This is a genomic window from bacterium SCSIO 12741 (assembly GCA_024398055.1).
GTDB lineage: Bacteria > Bacteroidota > Bacteroidia > Flavobacteriales_G > Salibacteraceae > SCSIO-12741.
The window spans coordinates 2,078,854-2,095,965 of record CP073749.1 but is presented as its reverse complement, the minus strand read 5'-3'; the positions used below and the strand labels follow the sequence as shown (position 1 = coordinate 2,095,965).

The following is a 17,112-nucleotide window of genomic DNA, read 5'->3' as shown; positions in this document are numbered from 1 at the left end:
CCATTAAGACTTAAACAACTTCAATCTTAATCCACCGTAAATTACCCGGCCATTAAGCGGTCCCCAAACCAAGGATGCGTCAAATTCGGAATTAAAAGGATCATCGGCAGATATCAAGGCGCTGGGTTGCTGAAAATTACCCAGGTTTTCTACTCCTGCATACAATTCAATCTTTCTAAACCGTCGTGTCAACTGAGCATTGATCAAGGCGTAAGCATCTGAATGATTTGGTCGAACATTTTCAGGCGCATTTCCGATAGTAGATGGCATCCGTCCTTCTCCAACAAACTGGGTCGTTAAATCCGCCTGCCATTTTTTGTTCAAAGTCTGGTAGCCAATGGAAAAAAGACCTCTCCAATTGGGAACCAAAGGAACCTGCTTCAGATCTCCCTGATAAGTTGCCTTTACATCCAGATATTTAGCTGCAACGCGCAATTCCAATACCTTCCAGGGCTGATAGCTCAACTCCGCTTGAACGGCATGGGAAAAAGATTGGCCATCCAAGTTGTAAAACGCCAACATTCCCGGAGTTTCCCGATCGACCAAAACCTGGTTTTCAAAATGAGTGTAGAAATACTCCAAATGAGCGGTTACATCCCGATTCTGGATCTGAAATTTCTGGGTAGCAGAAAGGCCAGTATTCCAGGCTACTTCGGGTTGTAGGTCTTGCTGTATTTGAATTTGACGCTGACTCACGAAGGTGGATACATTGTCGGTAAAAATATTGGCTACCCGAAATCCACGTCCAAGGGTACCCCTTACAACTCCACGCTTGTTGAAGTTGTATTTCACATTCAATTTAGGGGAAACCTGATTTCCATAGAGATTATGGAAATCGCCTCGCAAACCAGCGACTGCGCCAAACTTCTTTCCCTTGTAGGTGTACTCTCCAAAAATACCAGGCACCTGTTCCGTTCTTTGATAAGAAGTTCCCCGAAAGGTCTCATCGTAGTCGTCGTACACGAAGCTTGCACCAACCTTGTATCGATGATCAGAATTCTTGAAAGCATCCGCGTAGATGTAATTAAGGTAGATATAGGTTTCAGTACCATCGTATTCCGTTAACCCTGCCTGATACTTTTGATCGTGGTAGTTGGCCCGAATGAAAAAAGCCATGGTACGCTTGGGATGATCCTTAAAAAGGAAACCATTTTTGAAATAGGCTTCCACATGCTGAGCCTCTGCCGAGGTACCGTAATGATTGGTGGTTCCGTAATCAAAATCAGGGTTATAGCCTAACTGTCCACCTGACTTGTTTTCAGCCATGGCCCTAACGCCAAACTGGGTTCTATAACGGTCACCTTTGTATTTCCAACGGTTCATTACGTTAACCTGCTCTTTTATGGGAAGGTCCATAAATCCATCGTTGTTGTTGTCTATCTTAATTTGATTGGTATTGCTATGTACCAAAAGCAAGGTGCTCCATTTTTTACTCAACTTGTCTCCGACATGAACGTTGGCCTCCATACGGCCCATGTTGTTCCCATAGAGGTTTACGAAAACACGTTCATCCAATTCATCAGGCTTGATCAACTCAATATTGATCTGGCCCGTCATAGGCTCATAGCCATTAAGCACAGAACCTGTCCCCTTGCTTATCTGGATGCTCTCTACCCAAGTTCCGGGCACATTGCTCAACCCATCCATCGCCGCTAATCCGCGGACAAAAGGAAAGTTCTCGAACTGCATAGAGGTGTATACACCATCGAGACCAAGCATCTGGATCTTTTTGGAGCCCGTTACGCCATCTGCCGCAACCACATCGACGGAAGCATTGGTTTCAAATGCTTCTGAAAGATTGCAACAAGCGGCTCGCTCCAGTTCGCCAGAGTTGAGTTCTTCCACTTGAATAGTGCTCATTAGATTGAGGGAGGTAGATTGTTTCCGCTCTTGAACGGTAACTCCTTCCAGCACTACTGAGGACTTTAAAGACAATTTGATTTTTTGGTTGGGTGCTGTAACGTTAATCGTATCGGACTGGAATCCGACATAAGAAAACACCAGCTTGGCCGGTAATTGGTCTGGGGCTTTTAGGGAAAACTTACCCTGTGCATTGGTAGAACCTCCTTCTGTGGTTCCCGCCCAAACAATGTTTACCCCTGGCAGGGCCTCCTCTTCACCGGTGGCGGAGGGAGAGGTAACGACTCCTTTCACCTGAGCCAATAAGGGCACCGTTAGAAGAAGTTGAAGGAATAAAATAAAACTTGATTTGTACATATTAGAATTGCTTACTGTTTGAAAATCGGGTTAAATCCGGTCAATCAGTAAACAATCAACATAGGAATACCTGGTGGCGTATATGCCTATTTTTCAGTACAAATGGTGGGGAGGAATCTGCATAATCCAGAATCCTATGTAGGGTTGTAAAGTCAAATTCGTTGGACTCCCAGGTAAAGAGTGTACAAAAAGCTAATTGGGCCTGAGTCTCGTCTTTTTGGGAAGAAAACTCATCTACAGAAAGATTCATGGAATCCTTCTCGCAGCATTTTCCTTTTAAGGTGGTCTCCTGTGGTTCACCATGATTGTCTGAACAGCACTTGAATTCAAACAAGCTGGTTTGCGTTTTACCGCTATGCAGACACACCATACGATGGAGTGAATAGCCCGATCCTGCTACCAATAATAAGGCAGCTAAAAAGGTGGATACTATGGACTTCCAAAGTTTCATGGCTTACAAAATTACTGATTTCCTCGAACCTTTCCATTCCGGCATCTTAATAGACCTTAAATTTGTAGCCGCAAAATTGCTTTCCATGGAAGAAGTAAAGAAAAGAAAACCAGTAAGTATCTACGCCGAAAGTACTCCCAATCCGGGAGCCATGAAATTTGTTTCTACCCGAACCTTCCTTCATGACGGGGTTTCTGTTGAATACAATAGCCCGGAAGAGGCTGGAGATTCACCTTTGGCTCAACGTTTATTTACCTTCCCATTTGTTACGGGTGTTTTTATCACTGCCAATTTCATTACGGTGATCAAAAACGACTTGGTAGAATGGCAGGAAGTTTTTGGTGAGGTAAGAGAATACATTCAGAATTACCTGGCCACGGATCATCCGGTATTTAGCAAAACGCCGGTTGAAGCTGAAGCACAGCCAGAGGCAAACGCCAAGGAAGAAGAACAAAAAGTAGACAAGAATGCGCCGGTTATTCCTCAAAATGAAATGGAGGAAAAAATCATGGAAATTCTGGAAGACTATGTACGTCCGGCAGTAGCCAGTGACGGAGGTGCTATTGAGTTTAACTCCTACAGCGAAGGCAAATTAACACTCACTCTAAAAGGGGCTTGTAGCGGTTGCCCATCTTCTACGGTGACTTTGAAAAATGGGATTCAAAACCTGTTTAATCAAATGCTACCCGAAGTAAAAGATGTGGTAGCTTTAGAAGATTAAAAGGGGCCGTTAACGCAGGATATGCATGCGTTCTGAGTCCATTTTGATAAAGCTAAACAGCAACAAGGTGAAAGCCAACAGGCTAGACCCTCCGTATGAAAAGAAGGGCAACGGAATTCCAATTACCGGAGCCAATCCAATGGTCATTCCCACGTTAATGGAGAGGTGAAAAAAGAATATGGATGCAACACAGTATCCATAAATTCGCGAAAACTTACTTCGCTGTCGTTCGGCTGCAGTGACCAGTCTGAACAACAAGATCAGGAAAAGCACCACCACTACAAAGCTTCCCGCAAATCCCCATTCTTCACCAACGGTGCAGAAAATGAAATCGGTACTTTGCTCGGGAACGAAGTCGTATTTGGTTTGAGTTCCCTGAAGAAATCCCTTTCCAAAGGCACCACCTGATCCAATGGCAATTTTGGACTGGTGAACGTTGTACCCGGCTCCTGTTGGGTCATGCTCAATACCCAGAAGTTCGTTTATCCGAGCTTGGTGGTGCTCCTTGAGCACATTGTTGAACAAGTGATTTACACCAAAAATGTAACCGGAACAAACCACAAAAGCCCCCAACAAAACCCAGCGAACGCCTTTAATCCTTTTGAACAAATAATAGAGTACGCCGCAAATCAAGGCAATTACCAAAATCATCATAGCCTGACCACTCATCTGCAAATCGAAGGGTAAGGAAATGGTTGTCTGGTTGAGCAATAGAGCCAGGATAAACAGCACTACCGCACCAAAACCGAGGAGTAAAATGTTACCACTTAACCCTTCGCGATACAGCACAAAAATGAAGGCACCAAAAACCAGCACAGAACCCGTATCCGGCTGAAGTAAAATCAATACGGCCGGCAAGGCCATGATGAGAATGGATTGGAAACGGGTAATAACTCCTTGAAACTTTTTTCCCAAAGAGGATAGGTATTGGGTCAACGCCAGGGCCGTACCAAACTTGGCTAACTCTGAGGGCTGAAATGAGAAGGAACCAATGATGTACCAGGACTTGGCCCCGTTGATTTCCTTACCAATTAGGAGCACACCAACGAGCAGCAACAGGCACCATATATAAATGGGATAGGCCAACCGGGAAAAGAATCGCGGATCGAGCATGAGGATAATCCAACCCAAAACCAGAGACACCCCAATGAAAAGAAACTGCTTTCCATAAGATTGCTGCAGGGAGAAAATAGAAGGAAACTCCTCGTTGTAGGTAGCCGCATAGATATTGACCCAGCCCATAATGACCAGAAGCACATACAACCAGACCAACAGCCAGTCAATATTTTCAGTCAGACTTTTTCTTGCCCTCATAAATATCCAGGAATTCTGCGTCGAGAATTCGTTTTTCTTTTTCCAGTCGGGTAACCTCCCCGTACAGGTACTTTTCAATCATTAAGCTGGCGATCGGTGCCGACCAGGTTCCTCCAAAATCAGAGTATTCTACATAAACTGCAATAGCAATTTTCGGATTCTCCCGTGGAGCAAATGCGATAAATACGGAGTGATCCGGCCAGGGATCATTCTGAACGGTTCCGGTTTTTCCGCAAACCACCACGCTATCCATTCGTGCCCGCCGAGCGGTACCTCCGGATTCGTTAACCACCTGGTACATGGCTTCAATAACCGGTTCAAAATGCTCTTCTGAAACATCGGTGTTGTGACGTACTCGATACGCTTCACGAATGGAATCATTTTCTCCAATGGACCGAATGAAGTGGGGTGTGTAGTAATAGCCCTTGTTGGCAATAATCGAAGCCAGGTTCGCCATTTGAATTGGAATTACCTGTAGCTCCCCTTCCCCGATACTGTTGGAGTAAATAGTGCGGAAATTCCAACTTCCCCGATACCATTTATCGTAGAGTGTGACACCTGGAACCGAACCTCGGTGAACCCCTGGTAAGTCGGTTTGAAGGCGGACGCCAAAGCCAAATTTTCTGACTTTCTTCTGCCACCGAGCCAAACCAATATGGGCATCATCAATCAAATTGGATTTTTCACCGGGCTGGATCATTCGCTTGTATACCTGGTAGAAATAAGGGTTGCACGAATGCTTGATGGCATTCATCAAATCATCGTTGGTATGAGCTCCGTGACAGCCGATAATGGATCGGTTACAAACGAACCGAGTTTCCGGGCGAATAACTCCGCTCTCCAGGGCGATAAGGCTTTGCACCAGCTTAAAAATAGATCCTGGTCGGTATTCAGCACTGATGGCTCGGTTAAACAAGGGATTCAAACTGTCATTGGCCTGAAGTCGATTGTAGTTCTCAGACCTTGGCCTTCCCACCAAAAGGTTGGGATCATAGCCTGGAGCCGAGACCATGGCCAGAATTTCACCCGAAGAGGGTTCGATAGCCACAATACTTCCCCGCTTGCCTTGCATCAGTTTTTCACCATAAACCTGAAGTTCGCGATCGAGGGTAGAGATTAAGTTAAAGCCACTAACCGGAAGGGTATCATACTTCCCGTTCATATAGCTTCCCTTTACCCGGTTGTGCACGTCAACCATCAATACTTTTTTACCCCGCTTTCCGCGAAGTTCAGCTTCGTATTCCCGCTCCAGTCCACGTTTACCGATGTAATCCCCTTTCAGGTAGTATGGGTCTTTTTCGAGATCGTTGTAGTTTACCTCGCTGATGTATCCGAGGGTATGTCCAGCGGCGGCAGCGGGATATTTTCTCAATGTACGTTTCTGGCCAAAAAAGCCTTTGTACTTGTACAGGCGCTCCGAGATCTTCGCCCAGTGACCGGCCGGTATTTGCTTGAGTAAAATGGAGGCCTTATACGTACTGTAGTCTTTGGCCTTTTCCATTTTGGCCACGAAAGTGGAGTCAGTAATACCAACCAATTCGCAAAATCCCAAGGTATCAAGGTCCTTCACCCGGCGGGGAATAACCATGAGATCGTAAGCCGCTTCGTTGTACACCAAAAGCTCACCATGCCTATCGTAGATTAATCCTCTTACCGGATATTGGGTAACGTAACGAACGGCCTGGTTTCGGGCAGAAAGAGCGTAAGAATCGTCTACAATTTGAATGTAGAAGAGCCGCCCAATAAAGATGAGGACAACGGTAAAGAATATACCCAGTATGACAAACTTCCGATCTTCAAATGGATTCATTGCCTATCGTCTGTAGGTTAGTACCTGGGCCAATAAAATCAATACAATGGTAAAGGTCGCACTGGCCATAGCCCGGCCAATGGTGAAGAGGATTTCTCCAAAACGAAATACTTCGATTAGGTACAAAGCCAGGTGATGCATCACGGTTAGCAGCACCGCGTAGGTCAGAAATCGGTTGATCCCCATTTGATTAAAATCCGGCGTAGCGCCAAATTCGTAGCCGTCTCGAGGAGACAACAATTGCAACACAAAGGGCCTTAGATAGGCAATGAAAATACAAGCCGCCATGTGCATTCCCCATGTAGCTGAGAACATATCTACCGATAGTCCAAGAACGAGGGAAAGAATCAAAACCAACGAAGGTGATGAATCCACCGGCAACAAGAGGATAAACAGGATGTACAAGTAGGGGCTAACAAAGCCAAAAAGGCTCACGTTGTTGAGGATAAGTCCTTGCAACAAGACCAAAAAGACAAACCGGGCTGCGTGTGACCAAACAGAACTAATCATTTCCTTCCTCCTCGGTTTGTTGTTCCAATTCCTGCTGTTCGATTTTCAATCGATTACGAATCACGTAGACATGGGACAGTTTGCGAAAATCGAGTGTCAAATCGACATCGATGTCGTAAAAGTCAGTCCCTTCCTGAGGGTCAAATGACCGCACCGTTCCAATGATAATGTTGGCGGGAAACAAGGAGTTACCTCCGTGAGTTACTACCGAATCTCCCACGCTCAAATTCACGTGCTGCGGAATATCTTTCAATTGAGCAACCTGAGCATTCCGCCCGTTCCAGGAAAGCAATCCCTGATAACCCAAATCCTTCAGGCGGACACTCACTTGAGAGTTTTTGTGTAACAAGGAAAGGACAGTGCAATAGTTGGCCGAGCAGTTTTTGACGATTCCAACCACACCATCCGAAGTAACTACTCCCATATCGGGTTCAATTCCAAAACGAGAGCCCACGTTTAGGGTCAGGTAGTTGTTGCGTTTGCTCACGGTGCTGTTCACCACTTTGGCAGCGATGTATTCATACTGCATCAAGTAGGTGGAATCATCAATAATCCGAATCTCCGGATTCATTGAATAATAAGCCGTTTTCAGCTGCGACCGTAGCTCCGCATTTTCCTGAGCCAGTTGTTCATTTACCTCTTTGAGTTCGAGGTATTCGGTGGTTTCATTAACCAGGTTAAAGGCACCTCCGGTTAGCTCATTGGCATACCCCAGAAAATTCGCTTTCTGAAAGGAATTGTACTGGACTAAAATGGAAAAGGCAAGTGCTTCTGCTAAGACAAACAGTATGGTGAAGTGATGTCTCCAGAGAAATTGTATCAGATTGCGCACTTAGAACCCTTCAGATGCTTTTAGTTTTTAATCAAGAAATTGAAGTTATCGGCGTTTTTCAGCGCAATACCAGTACCCCGGGCCACGGCACGAAGTGGATCTTCGGCAACGTGTACAGGCAATTTGGTTTTCATGCTGATACGCTTGTCCAATCCACGAAGCATGGATCCACCACCGGCCAAGTAAATTCCGGTTTTGTAGATATCCGCAGATAGTTCCGGCGGAGTCATCTCCAGGGCCGAAAGAATCGCTTCTTCGATTTTTGAAATGGACTTGTCAAGAGCGTGGGCAATTTCCACATAAGAAACATAAATCTCTTTGGGGATACCCGTCATCATATCACGACCATGTACGGCGTAATCTTCTGGTGGATTATCCAACTCAGGCAGAGCGGCTCCTACTTCGATTTTAATACGCTCAGCAGTACGCTCTCCAATAAGGATGTTGTGCTGGCGGCGCAGGTAATCTTCAATATCTGAGGTGAATTCGTCTCCCGCAACACGGATAGACTTATCACAAACAATTCCTCCTAAGGCGATTACCGCAATCTCAGAGGTACCTCCTCCGATATCGATAATCATGTTACCCATTGGTTCTTCCACGTCGATTCCGATACCGATAGCTGCTGCCATAGGTTCGTAAATCAAGTAAACGTCTTTGGCGAGTGCGTGCTCAGCTGAATCCTTTACCGCACGTTTCTCCACTTCAGTAATTCCTGAAGGGATACAAATCACCATTTTTAAAGACGGACGAATTAACCTTCGGCCCGGGTTGATCATCTTAATCATCCCTTTGATCATGTGCTCGGCTGCGTGAAAGTCTGCGATCACACCATCTTTCAGAGGTCGAATGGTTCGAATGTTTTCATGGGTTTTACCGTGCATCTGCATGGCCTGCTTTCCAACGGCAATAAATTTCCCGGAAATACGATCCTGAGCCACAATACTGGGTTCATCTACAACCACTTTGTCATTGTGAATAATCAGGGTGTTGGCCGTACCAAGGTCAATCGCAATTTCCTGAGTAAAAAAATCAAACAAGCCCATAGGCTATAAGTCTTTTTGTTTCTTAATGTTTAAAATGTCGGGTTCCAGTGATCACCATTGCCATGCCATGCTCATCGCAATATTCCACTGAATCCTTATCCCGAATTGATCCACCGGGCTGAATAACGGCTTTAATTCCAGCTTCATCCGCAATTTCCACACAGTCGGGGAAAGGGAAGAAGGCATCGGAGGCCATTACCGCACCGTTCAAATCAAAGTTGAAAGCCTTGGCTTTAATAATCGCTTGTCTTAGGGCATCTACGCGACTCGTCTGTCCGGTTCCGCTGGCCAACAGCTGATTGCCTTTAGCCAAAACAATCGTGTTGCTCTTGGTGTGCTTAACCAGCTTATTCGCAAAAATCATGTCCTCTACCTGCTTAGCGTTTGGAGCAACCTTAGTCACGGTCTCCATATTCTCCGCTGATTCGGTTTTGTTGTCTCTATCCTGAGCCAAAATTCCATTCAAGGCAGAACGGTACAATTGCTCTGGGAAGGCACATTCTTTTTGAATCAGGATGATGCGGTTCTTTTTGCCTTTGAGAATTTCTAAGGCATCGGCATCATAACCGGGGGCAATGATTACTTCGAAGAACAGTTTGTGAATTTCCTCAGCTGTAGCAGCATCTACCGTCTTGTTGGTGATCAGGATTCCACCAAAGGCAGAAACAGGATCTCCTGCCAATGCATCGGTCCACGCTTCCTTCAAGGTATCGCGAGTAGCCAACCCACAAGCGTTGTTGTGTTTTAGAATCGCAAACGTGGGTCCCGCTTCCTGGAATTCATTCATCAGCATAACCGCTGCGTCTACGTCCAACAGGTTGTTGTACGATAACTCTTTGCCATGAAGTTTATCAAACAGTTCTTCCAGGTTACCGTAGAACGTTCCTTTCTGATGAGGGTTTTCTCCATAGCGCAAAGTGCTGGCCTGGTGCTCGCTCAATTTCAAAAAGTCGTCATCTACGTCACGTTTGAAGTATCCAGAGATAGCCGTATCATAGGCCGAACTCACTTTGAAAGCTTCAAGCGCCAATTTTTTTCGTTGATCCCGGGTAGTACCACCCTCTTGAGATTCAAGCATGCCCAACAAATCACCGTATTGGTGAACGGATGGAACAATAACTACATCATTGAAGTTTTTCGCCGCTGCACGGATGAGCGAAATACCTCCGATGTCAATTTTTTCAATGATATCAGACTCATTATCGGTTTCAGCAACAGTTTGCTCAAACGGATACAAGTCCACAATAACCAAGTCAATTTCTGGAATTTCGTATTCAGCCAACTGCGCCTGATCGTCCGCCAAAGGACGACGAGCCAGGATACCACCAAATACCTTAGGGTGCAAAGTTTTTACCCGACCTCCCAAAATGGAAGGATAGCTAGTAAGATCCTCTACACGCTCCACTTCAATACCATGACCCTCAATAAATTTTTGGGTCCCGCCCGTGGAGTAAATCTTCACTCCAAGTTCGTCTAATTTCTTAACGATGGGTTCTAATCCGTCCTTGTAAAAAACGGAGATAAGGGCGTTTTTAATTTTTTTCGTTTCCACTTTCGGTAATTATCGCTTAAGCCACTAAAAATCTGCTGCCACAACTTATCACTACGACACAACTTAACAAAATGATAATCAACCTCTTACAAGAAAGATAAAAGTAGTCGCCCCGGATAAGGATGTCCTATGCAATTTTAGTAAATCTATCGGCCTTTTTCAATGGCCAAATTGCAGAATATCAAGAATGTTGATAAAAGAGAAAAATTGTTCAAAACCAGATCAATAGGCCCGCTCATTTCGTCCTTCGAAATAATAGACGAAAGATTTGTTTGCGACCCGTATTCCACCCGGTGTTGGGAAGTCTCCGGTAAAGTACCAATCTCCTTTATTGCCTGGGCAAGCTCGGTGCAAGCCTTCGATGCTTTGGAAAATCACTTCTACTTTCGAATTACAACCCTCAGGTGTCACCAATTCAGCAATTTTAGCTGAGATCTGCTCAGGAGTAAAGGGATCGTAGATTTCCTTAACCACATTGATCTGCTCTTCCTTGGGAAGTTCGAGTTGAGCCTTAGCTCGCTTGTAAATGCGTTCAATCTCTTTTTCCTGCCCTGCATCTTTCCATAGCTCAATGGCCGCTCTAAAGGCGATAAAGTCACCCATCTTAGCCATATCGATACCGTAGCAGTCAGGGTAGCGAATTTGTGGCGCTGAAGACACCACAATTATCTTTTTCGGCTGCAGGCGATCCAACATGCGGATGATACTCTTCTTCAAAGTAGTACCTCGAACGATGGAATCGTCAATCACTACAAGGTTGTCCTCTTTGGCTCTTACCGTTCCGTAGGTAATGTCGTAAACGTGAGCCACGAGATCATCTCGGTCGTCATCTTGAGTAATGAAGGTGCGTAGCTTGGCATCTTTGATCGCGATCTTCTCCACCCTTGCCTTACGGGAAAGAATTTCCTGAAGTTTTTCTTCGTTCAAGTCCGATCCGAGAGCTACAATTTCTTTGTGCTTCTCTTCATTGAGGTATTTATCCAACCCCTCGACCAAACCGTAAAATGAAGTTTCAGCCGTGTTTGGAATAAACGAAAATACCGCACGATCCAAGTCATTATCTACTGCCCTAACTACTTCAGGCACCAGCTGACTCCCGAGCGCTTTACGCTCTTTATAAATATCTCGGTCTGAACCTCTTGAGAAATAAATTCGCTCAAAGGAACAGGACAATTTCTCTTCGTCATCCAGGATTTGAGACAACTCCGTTTTTCCGTCTTTCTTAACAATCAAAGCATGTCCCGGATCCACCTCTTGAATGGTATCGATAGGCACATTGAAGGCCGTTTGAATAGCTGGGCGCTCGGAAGCCACCACAACTACCTCATCATCCTGGTAGTAGTAGGCAGGACGAATGCCATTTGGATCACGCAACACGAAGGCGTCACCATGTCCGATCAATCCACACATTACATAACCACCATCGAAGTCCTCGGCGGCGTGACGAAGGATGTTGGCTACATTTAGTTGGCTTGAAATTTTGGCTGTAATTTCCCGGTTGGAGTACCCAAGTGTTTTGTATTTCAAAAACAGACTCTCGTTCTCCACATCCAAGAAGTGGCCAATTTTTTCCAATACGGTTACTGTATCCGCTTTTTCTTTTGGATTCTGACCCAAATTCACGAGAAGGTCAAACTGCTCATCCACATTGGTCATGTTGAAGTTACCAGCAACTACCAAGTTTCGAGTTTTCCAGTTGTTTTGTCTGAGAAATGGGTGACAAGCTTCTATGGAATTCTTACCATAAGTACCATACCTAAGATGTCCCAAAAAGAGCTCCCCGGTAAAGGGTGCGTTGCGCTTTAGCCACTCTGGGTCATTAGCCATCTCCGGGGACTTAGACAACGCTTCATCAATGCCGCCATAAACTCTGGAGAACACGTCCTGTATCGGTTTACTGTCGATAGAACGGTAACGACTAATGTATCGATGCCCAGGTTCAATGTCAAATTTGATACTCGCTACCCCAACACCATCCTGACCACGGTTATGCTGCTTTTCCATCAATAGGTAAAGCTTGTTTTGGGCGTAGAAAGGTGTTCCGTATTTTTTAACGTAGAAATCGAGGGGTTTGAGCAGACGAATGAGGGCTACCCCGCATTCGTGTTTAATGAAGTCACTCATAATGTCTGTCCCTTGCTCTGATGAGCATGCAAAGGTAGGTTTTTCACTTGTTTAATAGGATGCCTTCTGGTTTTATGTTGGCCAGAAGACCTCTTCAAAGCACCTCACTTGCCACTTGCTCAGCCACTTGAGACCATCTTCTCATAATTCTTTAACTTGCAATTGCTAAAACCTACTAATTATGAAAACCGTTACACTTCTATTCATCAGCCTGTTTATCACTACTCAAATCTTTGCCCAAAACTGGGAACGTTTAGACAGCCTTACCCCCTATCACCTTAACGACGTGTTCTTTACCTCGGACCAAAATGGAATGGCCGTAGGCGAAAATGGCCGGATACTTACCACTACAGATCAAGGCGCCACCTGGACCGTGCAAAACAAAATTCCTGGCTGCAACCTGCTCAGTGTTCATTTTATGGATTCAGATACGGGATGGATTTCGGGCAGCTGTGGCATCCACAAAACCACGGATGGAGGAGCCACTTGGAATTTGCAATTGGCGGCTAACGGAACCACTTACAACGACATTCACTTCTACGATGGACAACATGGGGGCGCCTCTGGCACCTTGATGCAAATCGCTACTACCCATGATGGCGGACAAAACTGGAACCACTCCACGCTTTCTGTTCCCGAATCCAACAACCCTTTGATGGCCGTTCATTTCGCTAATGCCGATACCGCATGGGTTGGCGGTGGAACCAAACTACATCGCACTTCAGATGGAGGCCAAACTTGGGCCTTAAACCAAACTTTCAATACTGTTGACTGGATTCTTTCAATGGATTTTGACCCAACAGGTCGAGTAGGTATTGCTGTAGGCGGCGCTGGACTCACTCTTTACACTTACGATCATTCGGCCAATTGGAATGTAGGTGGATTTATCACCCCAAATCATCAAGACGTTAACGGAACAGAATTGCTTGGCACTGACTCCATCTTTGCCGTTTGCGACGATGGGCTCATTTACTTTTCTCAAACGGGGGGATCGGCCTGGAACAGTATGGTCAGCCCAACTGAAAACAATTTGAATGGGGTTCATTTTCCAAGTGCCCGTGTAGGATTCGCAGTAGGCAACAATGGGACGATGTTGCGCTATGGAGGCATCAATAGTATTTCTCCTACCCCTAAGCTACAGGTTAACTTTAAGGTTTACCCCAATCCAAGCACCGGAAATATCACCGTATCCTGGTCTGGTAGTCAGTCGGCTCCTAATCGCGTAGAATTGGTGGACGCACTTGGAAAAGTCTGGCACTCCGAAAAGCTTTCCGAAGCAAGTCACGAAGGCACTCACCATTTAGACCTTTCTCACCTGGCTTCAGGGGTTTACTTCATTGACCTAACTTTTGAAGAAGGCCACGTACAGGAGCGACTGCTGATTTCACCCAGATAAACCTAGCCCACGCTTAGATTTCGTCGTAATTCTATATTTGACTCCATGAATGCACAACTTACATTCCGGGGAAAAACGGTTACGGTAAATCTGAACGAAGCCATTGACTTATCCATTCCCATGCATCCAAGATCAGACGCCGTGCTGGCTTGGTACCTTGACCCCTTGACCATTGAGCCTGTCAGGGGCGACGGTTTTGTGGGAGAAGTAAAACAAGGCGGATCCGTTAATTTCCGAACCATCTCCTTCAACCCACATGGACATGGCACTCACACCGAAAGCTTGGGCCACATCACCAATGAGATTTACTCAGTGAATCGTTGTGTAAAAAACTATTTTCATTGGGCAGAGCTCATCACCATAGAGCCCGAAAAAAGAGGGGAAGATCAGGTCATTTCGTTGGAGCAGGTTCGTAAAAAATTGGAGAATACGAAACCTGAGGCAGTGATTATCCGTACCCTACCTAATGAGGATGATAAGTTGCAAAGGCATTATTCGAGCACCAATCCTCCTTATTTGGAAGAAGCCATAGGCGTGTACCTACGCGAAATGGGAGTCAATCATTTATTGATAGACACACCCAGCGTAGATCGCGAAGAGGACGGTGGCCTCCTGCTCACGCACCACGCATTTTGGAACGTACCTGAAAACCCGAGAATGGAAGCTACCATTACCGAGCTCATCTACGTACCAAACTCCGTAGCCGACGGAGCTTACCTACTCAATTTGGGGTTTGCACCGTTTGAGAACGACGCATCGCCCTCAAGACCCCTATTGTTTGAAATTAAAGCTTGATTAGGCGCATTGCTGCAGCCTGTTTTTGCCCTTGGCTTTAATTTTTTCCAACTTCTGCGCCACGTGGGTAACGGGCATACGAAGCGTCCTGGAAATTCGTTGGGACCGTTCTCCTTGCAAATGCAGGGAATAGATCCTTGCTTCGATCGGGCTTAAACCTTTGAAAAGGTATTCCACCAGATCCATTAAAAAAATATCAGACATCGTCTAAGGTTTTCGCATCCCGGAGCTCTAATTCCGGTCATCATTCTAACAATCAAGTTTACGGTCTTTATTCCAGAATACCAACAATCTATGGGCGAAATTTGCGTAATCCCTATTTAAACCAATTAACAATTAGCTATCAATTATTATTTCAAATACCTCCATTGAGGCATGCGCAGTCCGAATAATTTTACCCCCAAATCCTCGGTATGCCACGGTTTCTGTTATTTGTATTTCTTCTGATTAGTTTCTCCTCATTTGGACAGTCTAAAAAACGACTCAAAGCAGAGCGTTACCTCCAGGAGGGAACTCTACTCGAAAGTGGATTTGATGCAGAGGGAGCTGCTAAGAAATACGAAGCTGCTTGTAAAGCAGACCCCACATTTACCAAGGCCTGGTATCAATTAGCTCAATTGTACACCCGCAACGGAATGCATCCGGATCGCCAAAAAATGGGCTACCTAAAAGTGGTGCAAGAAGACAGCACTTCGGTATCGGCGTTAAGGTCTTTTACAGCCTTGAGCACTCTTTACCTTAATGAAGGGCATTTTGATACGGCTCTTACTTTTTATAGCAGCTACATGAACCACCCCAGGTTTCCAGCCCGGGAAAAAGAAAAAGCCGAGGAAAAGAAGGAGCAATTGAAGTTGGCCGTTGAACTTTCTAGTCATCCACTAAACATCGAACCTGAAGCATTGAATGAACGAATCAATCGGCCAGGGGCGATGCAGTACTTTCCTATACTCACTGGTGATGGCGAAAAGCTGATGTTTACTCGTAGACATAAGGGCTCTCAAAATGAAGATGTTTTTCTGGCTGAATTTTATGGCGATTGGCAAGAACCGAGCGCCCTACCCTCTTCGATCAATAGTCACGAATCTGAGGGAACGGCCTGTATGTCGGCAGATGGCATGGTGATGGTGCTTAGCTACTGCGGCTCTGAACGAGAGAATTTCGGACAATGCGATCTCTATGTGAGTCACAAGGAAAAAAATGGCCAATGGAGTACTCTTAAAAACCTGGGAGCAGCGATCAACACAGAAGCCTATGAAGCACAGCCGAGTCTTTCAGCAGATGGAAGAACCTTGTATTTCGTATCGGATAGAGAAGGCGGAACAGGAGGCTTGGATATCTATTACAGTCATCAGGATGAATCTGGAACGTGGTCGAATGCACAAAATGCGGGAAGCTGGATAAATACAGAGAAAAATGAAGGTTCGCCATTTTTACATGCTAATGGCTATTCTCTTTTCTTCACCTCACAGGGCTGGCCAGGACTGGGTGGATATGATCTTTTCCTTTCCGAAAAAGAAGCTGGAAACTGGACCGAACCTCGCAACCTGGGCTTTCCCATTAACGACCAAAGAAACCAAACTGCACTATTCGTCACCGCCGATGGGCGCACGGGATACTACAGTCGCGAAACCTACGCCACCGAAAATCCGATTCCGACGGCATCCCTTATTTATCGTTTTCAGGTTCCACCGGAGTTAAAGCTGGGACACCGAAGTAATTACGTACGAGGCAAAGTATTTGACAGCCAAACCAAAAAGCCGATCCAGGCCGAGTTAAAATTGGTAGATCTTGAAACCAAAGAAACTGTGGGATTTGTTCATTCCGAACCAGGCACGGGTAAGTACCTCATGATTTTGACCGAAGGGAGCGATTATGCCTTTTACGCAGAAACTCCAGGTTACTTGTTTAAGAGTGTATCCTTCGAATACCAGGAAAGAAGCCAGTTTGATCCTATTGAGATGGACATCTACCTCGATCCCATTATTAAGGGCGTTACCGTGCAGCTTAATAACATCTACTTTCAAACCGGCAAAGCAGCTCTTCTCAGCAAGAGTCGGGTTGAATTGGATAAGCTGTACAAGTTGATGAAACGGAACCCCACTTTGAAAATCGAATTGGGCGGACATACGGACAATACGGGTAGTGAACAGGTCAATGAAACGCTTTCGAAAAAACGGGTTGAAGCCGTAAAAAAATACCTCGTTGATAAGGGAATTCCTGCCAATCGTATGGTGGGCGTTGGGTATGGGGAGGCCAAACCTATTGCTACCAATGATACCCCTGAAGGAAGGAAGCAAAACCGTCGGGTGGAGTTTACGGTGCTATAAATTAATCTGGACTCTGA

The 17,112-nt window shown here is 45.5% G+C and carries 14 protein-coding genes; 4 read left to right on the top strand and 10 right to left on the bottom strand.

Annotation, left to right across the window (positions count from 1 at the left end; genetic code table 11):
* Positions 1–3: 3 nt before the first annotated feature.
* Positions 4–2,217, bottom strand: a complete 2,214-nt coding sequence (locus KFE98_08905; GenBank protein ID UTW64240.1) for a TonB-dependent receptor — start codon at positions 2,215–2,217, stop codon at positions 4–6.
* A gap of 55 nt (positions 2,218–2,272) precedes the next feature.
* Positions 2,273–2,668 carry a hypothetical protein gene (locus KFE98_08900; GenBank protein ID UTW64239.1) on the bottom strand — a complete coding sequence of 132 codons (396 nt, stop codon included), beginning with the start codon at positions 2,666–2,668 and terminating at the stop codon, positions 2,273–2,275.
* A gap of 85 nt (positions 2,669–2,753) precedes the next feature.
* On the opposite strand from KFE98_08900, the gene KFE98_08895 reads away from it, so the two are divergent.
* The gene (locus KFE98_08895) at positions 2,754–3,389 is read left to right on the top strand and encodes a NifU family protein (GenBank protein ID UTW64238.1); all 636 of its coding nucleotides are present in this window, start codon (positions 2,754–2,756) and stop codon (positions 3,387–3,389) included.
* 9 nt (positions 3,390–3,398) lie between these two features.
* Here the strand turns inward: KFE98_08895 and rodA are convergent, their stop codons facing one another.
* From rodA to KFE98_08860, 7 genes are all read right to left on the bottom strand, one after another.
* Positions 3,399–4,703: a rod shape-determining protein RodA gene (gene rodA, locus KFE98_08890; protein UTW64237.1), complete on the bottom strand. Its 1,305-nt coding sequence runs from the start codon at positions 4,701–4,703 to the stop codon at positions 3,399–3,401.
* Positions 4,678–6,513: a penicillin-binding protein 2 gene (mrdA, locus tag KFE98_08885; protein ID UTW64236.1), complete on the bottom strand. Its 1,836-nt coding sequence runs from the start codon at positions 6,511–6,513 to the stop codon at positions 4,678–4,680. The genes rodA and mrdA overlap by 26 nt, the downstream gene beginning before the upstream one ends.
* 3 nt (positions 6,514–6,516) lie before the next feature.
* Positions 6,517–7,023, bottom strand: a complete 507-nt coding sequence (locus KFE98_08880) for a rod shape-determining protein MreD (GenBank protein UTW64235.1) — start codon at positions 7,021–7,023, stop codon at positions 6,517–6,519.
* Positions 7,016–7,855: a rod shape-determining protein MreC gene (gene mreC / locus KFE98_08875; protein UTW64234.1), complete on the bottom strand. Its 840-nt coding sequence runs from the start codon at positions 7,853–7,855 to the stop codon at positions 7,016–7,018. Before mreC ends, KFE98_08880 begins: the two co-directional genes overlap by 8 nt.
* A gap of 20 nt (positions 7,856–7,875) precedes the next feature.
* Positions 7,876–8,901: a rod shape-determining protein gene (locus tag KFE98_08870; protein UTW64233.1), complete on the bottom strand. Its 1,026-nt coding sequence runs from the start codon at positions 8,899–8,901 to the stop codon at positions 7,876–7,878.
* 22 nt (positions 8,902–8,923) lie between these two features.
* A complete protein-coding gene (gene purH, locus KFE98_08865) occupies positions 8,924–10,453 on the bottom strand; it encodes a bifunctional phosphoribosylaminoimidazolecarboxamide formyltransferase/IMP cyclohydrolase (GenBank protein ID UTW64232.1) in 1,530 nt (509 codons plus the stop codon).
* Positions 10,454–10,675: 222 nt separating this feature from the next.
* Positions 10,676–12,577, bottom strand: coding sequence for an amidophosphoribosyltransferase (locus tag KFE98_08860; GenBank protein ID UTW64231.1), 1,902 nt, complete (start codon positions 12,575–12,577; stop codon positions 10,676–10,678).
* A 181-nt stretch (positions 12,578–12,758) separates the two neighbouring features.
* Here KFE98_08860 and KFE98_08855 point away from each other — a divergent pair, with 181 nt between their 5' ends.
* Positions 12,759–13,973 (top strand): T9SS type A sorting domain-containing protein, encoded by a 1,215-nt coding sequence (locus KFE98_08855; protein UTW64230.1) that lies wholly within the window; start codon positions 12,759–12,761, stop codon positions 13,971–13,973.
* Positions 13,974–14,018: 45 nt separating this feature from the next.
* Entirely contained in the window at positions 14,019–14,768 is a 750-nt protein-coding gene (locus KFE98_08850) for a cyclase family protein (protein ID UTW64229.1), read from the top strand.
* On the opposite strand, the gene KFE98_08845 is transcribed toward KFE98_08850, so the two are convergent.
* Positions 14,769–14,972 carry a hypothetical protein gene (locus KFE98_08845; GenBank protein ID UTW64228.1) on the bottom strand — a complete coding sequence of 68 codons (204 nt, stop codon included), beginning with the start codon at positions 14,970–14,972 and terminating at the stop codon, positions 14,769–14,771. It lies immediately after the preceding gene.
* Positions 14,973–15,181: 209 nt separating this feature from the next.
* Here KFE98_08845 and KFE98_08840 point away from each other — a divergent pair, with 209 nt between their 5' ends.
* On the top strand, positions 15,182–17,095 hold the full coding sequence (locus KFE98_08840) for an OmpA family protein (GenBank protein UTW64227.1): 1,914 nt from the start codon (positions 15,182–15,184) through the stop codon (positions 17,093–17,095).
* Positions 17,096–17,112: the final 17 nt, after the last annotated feature.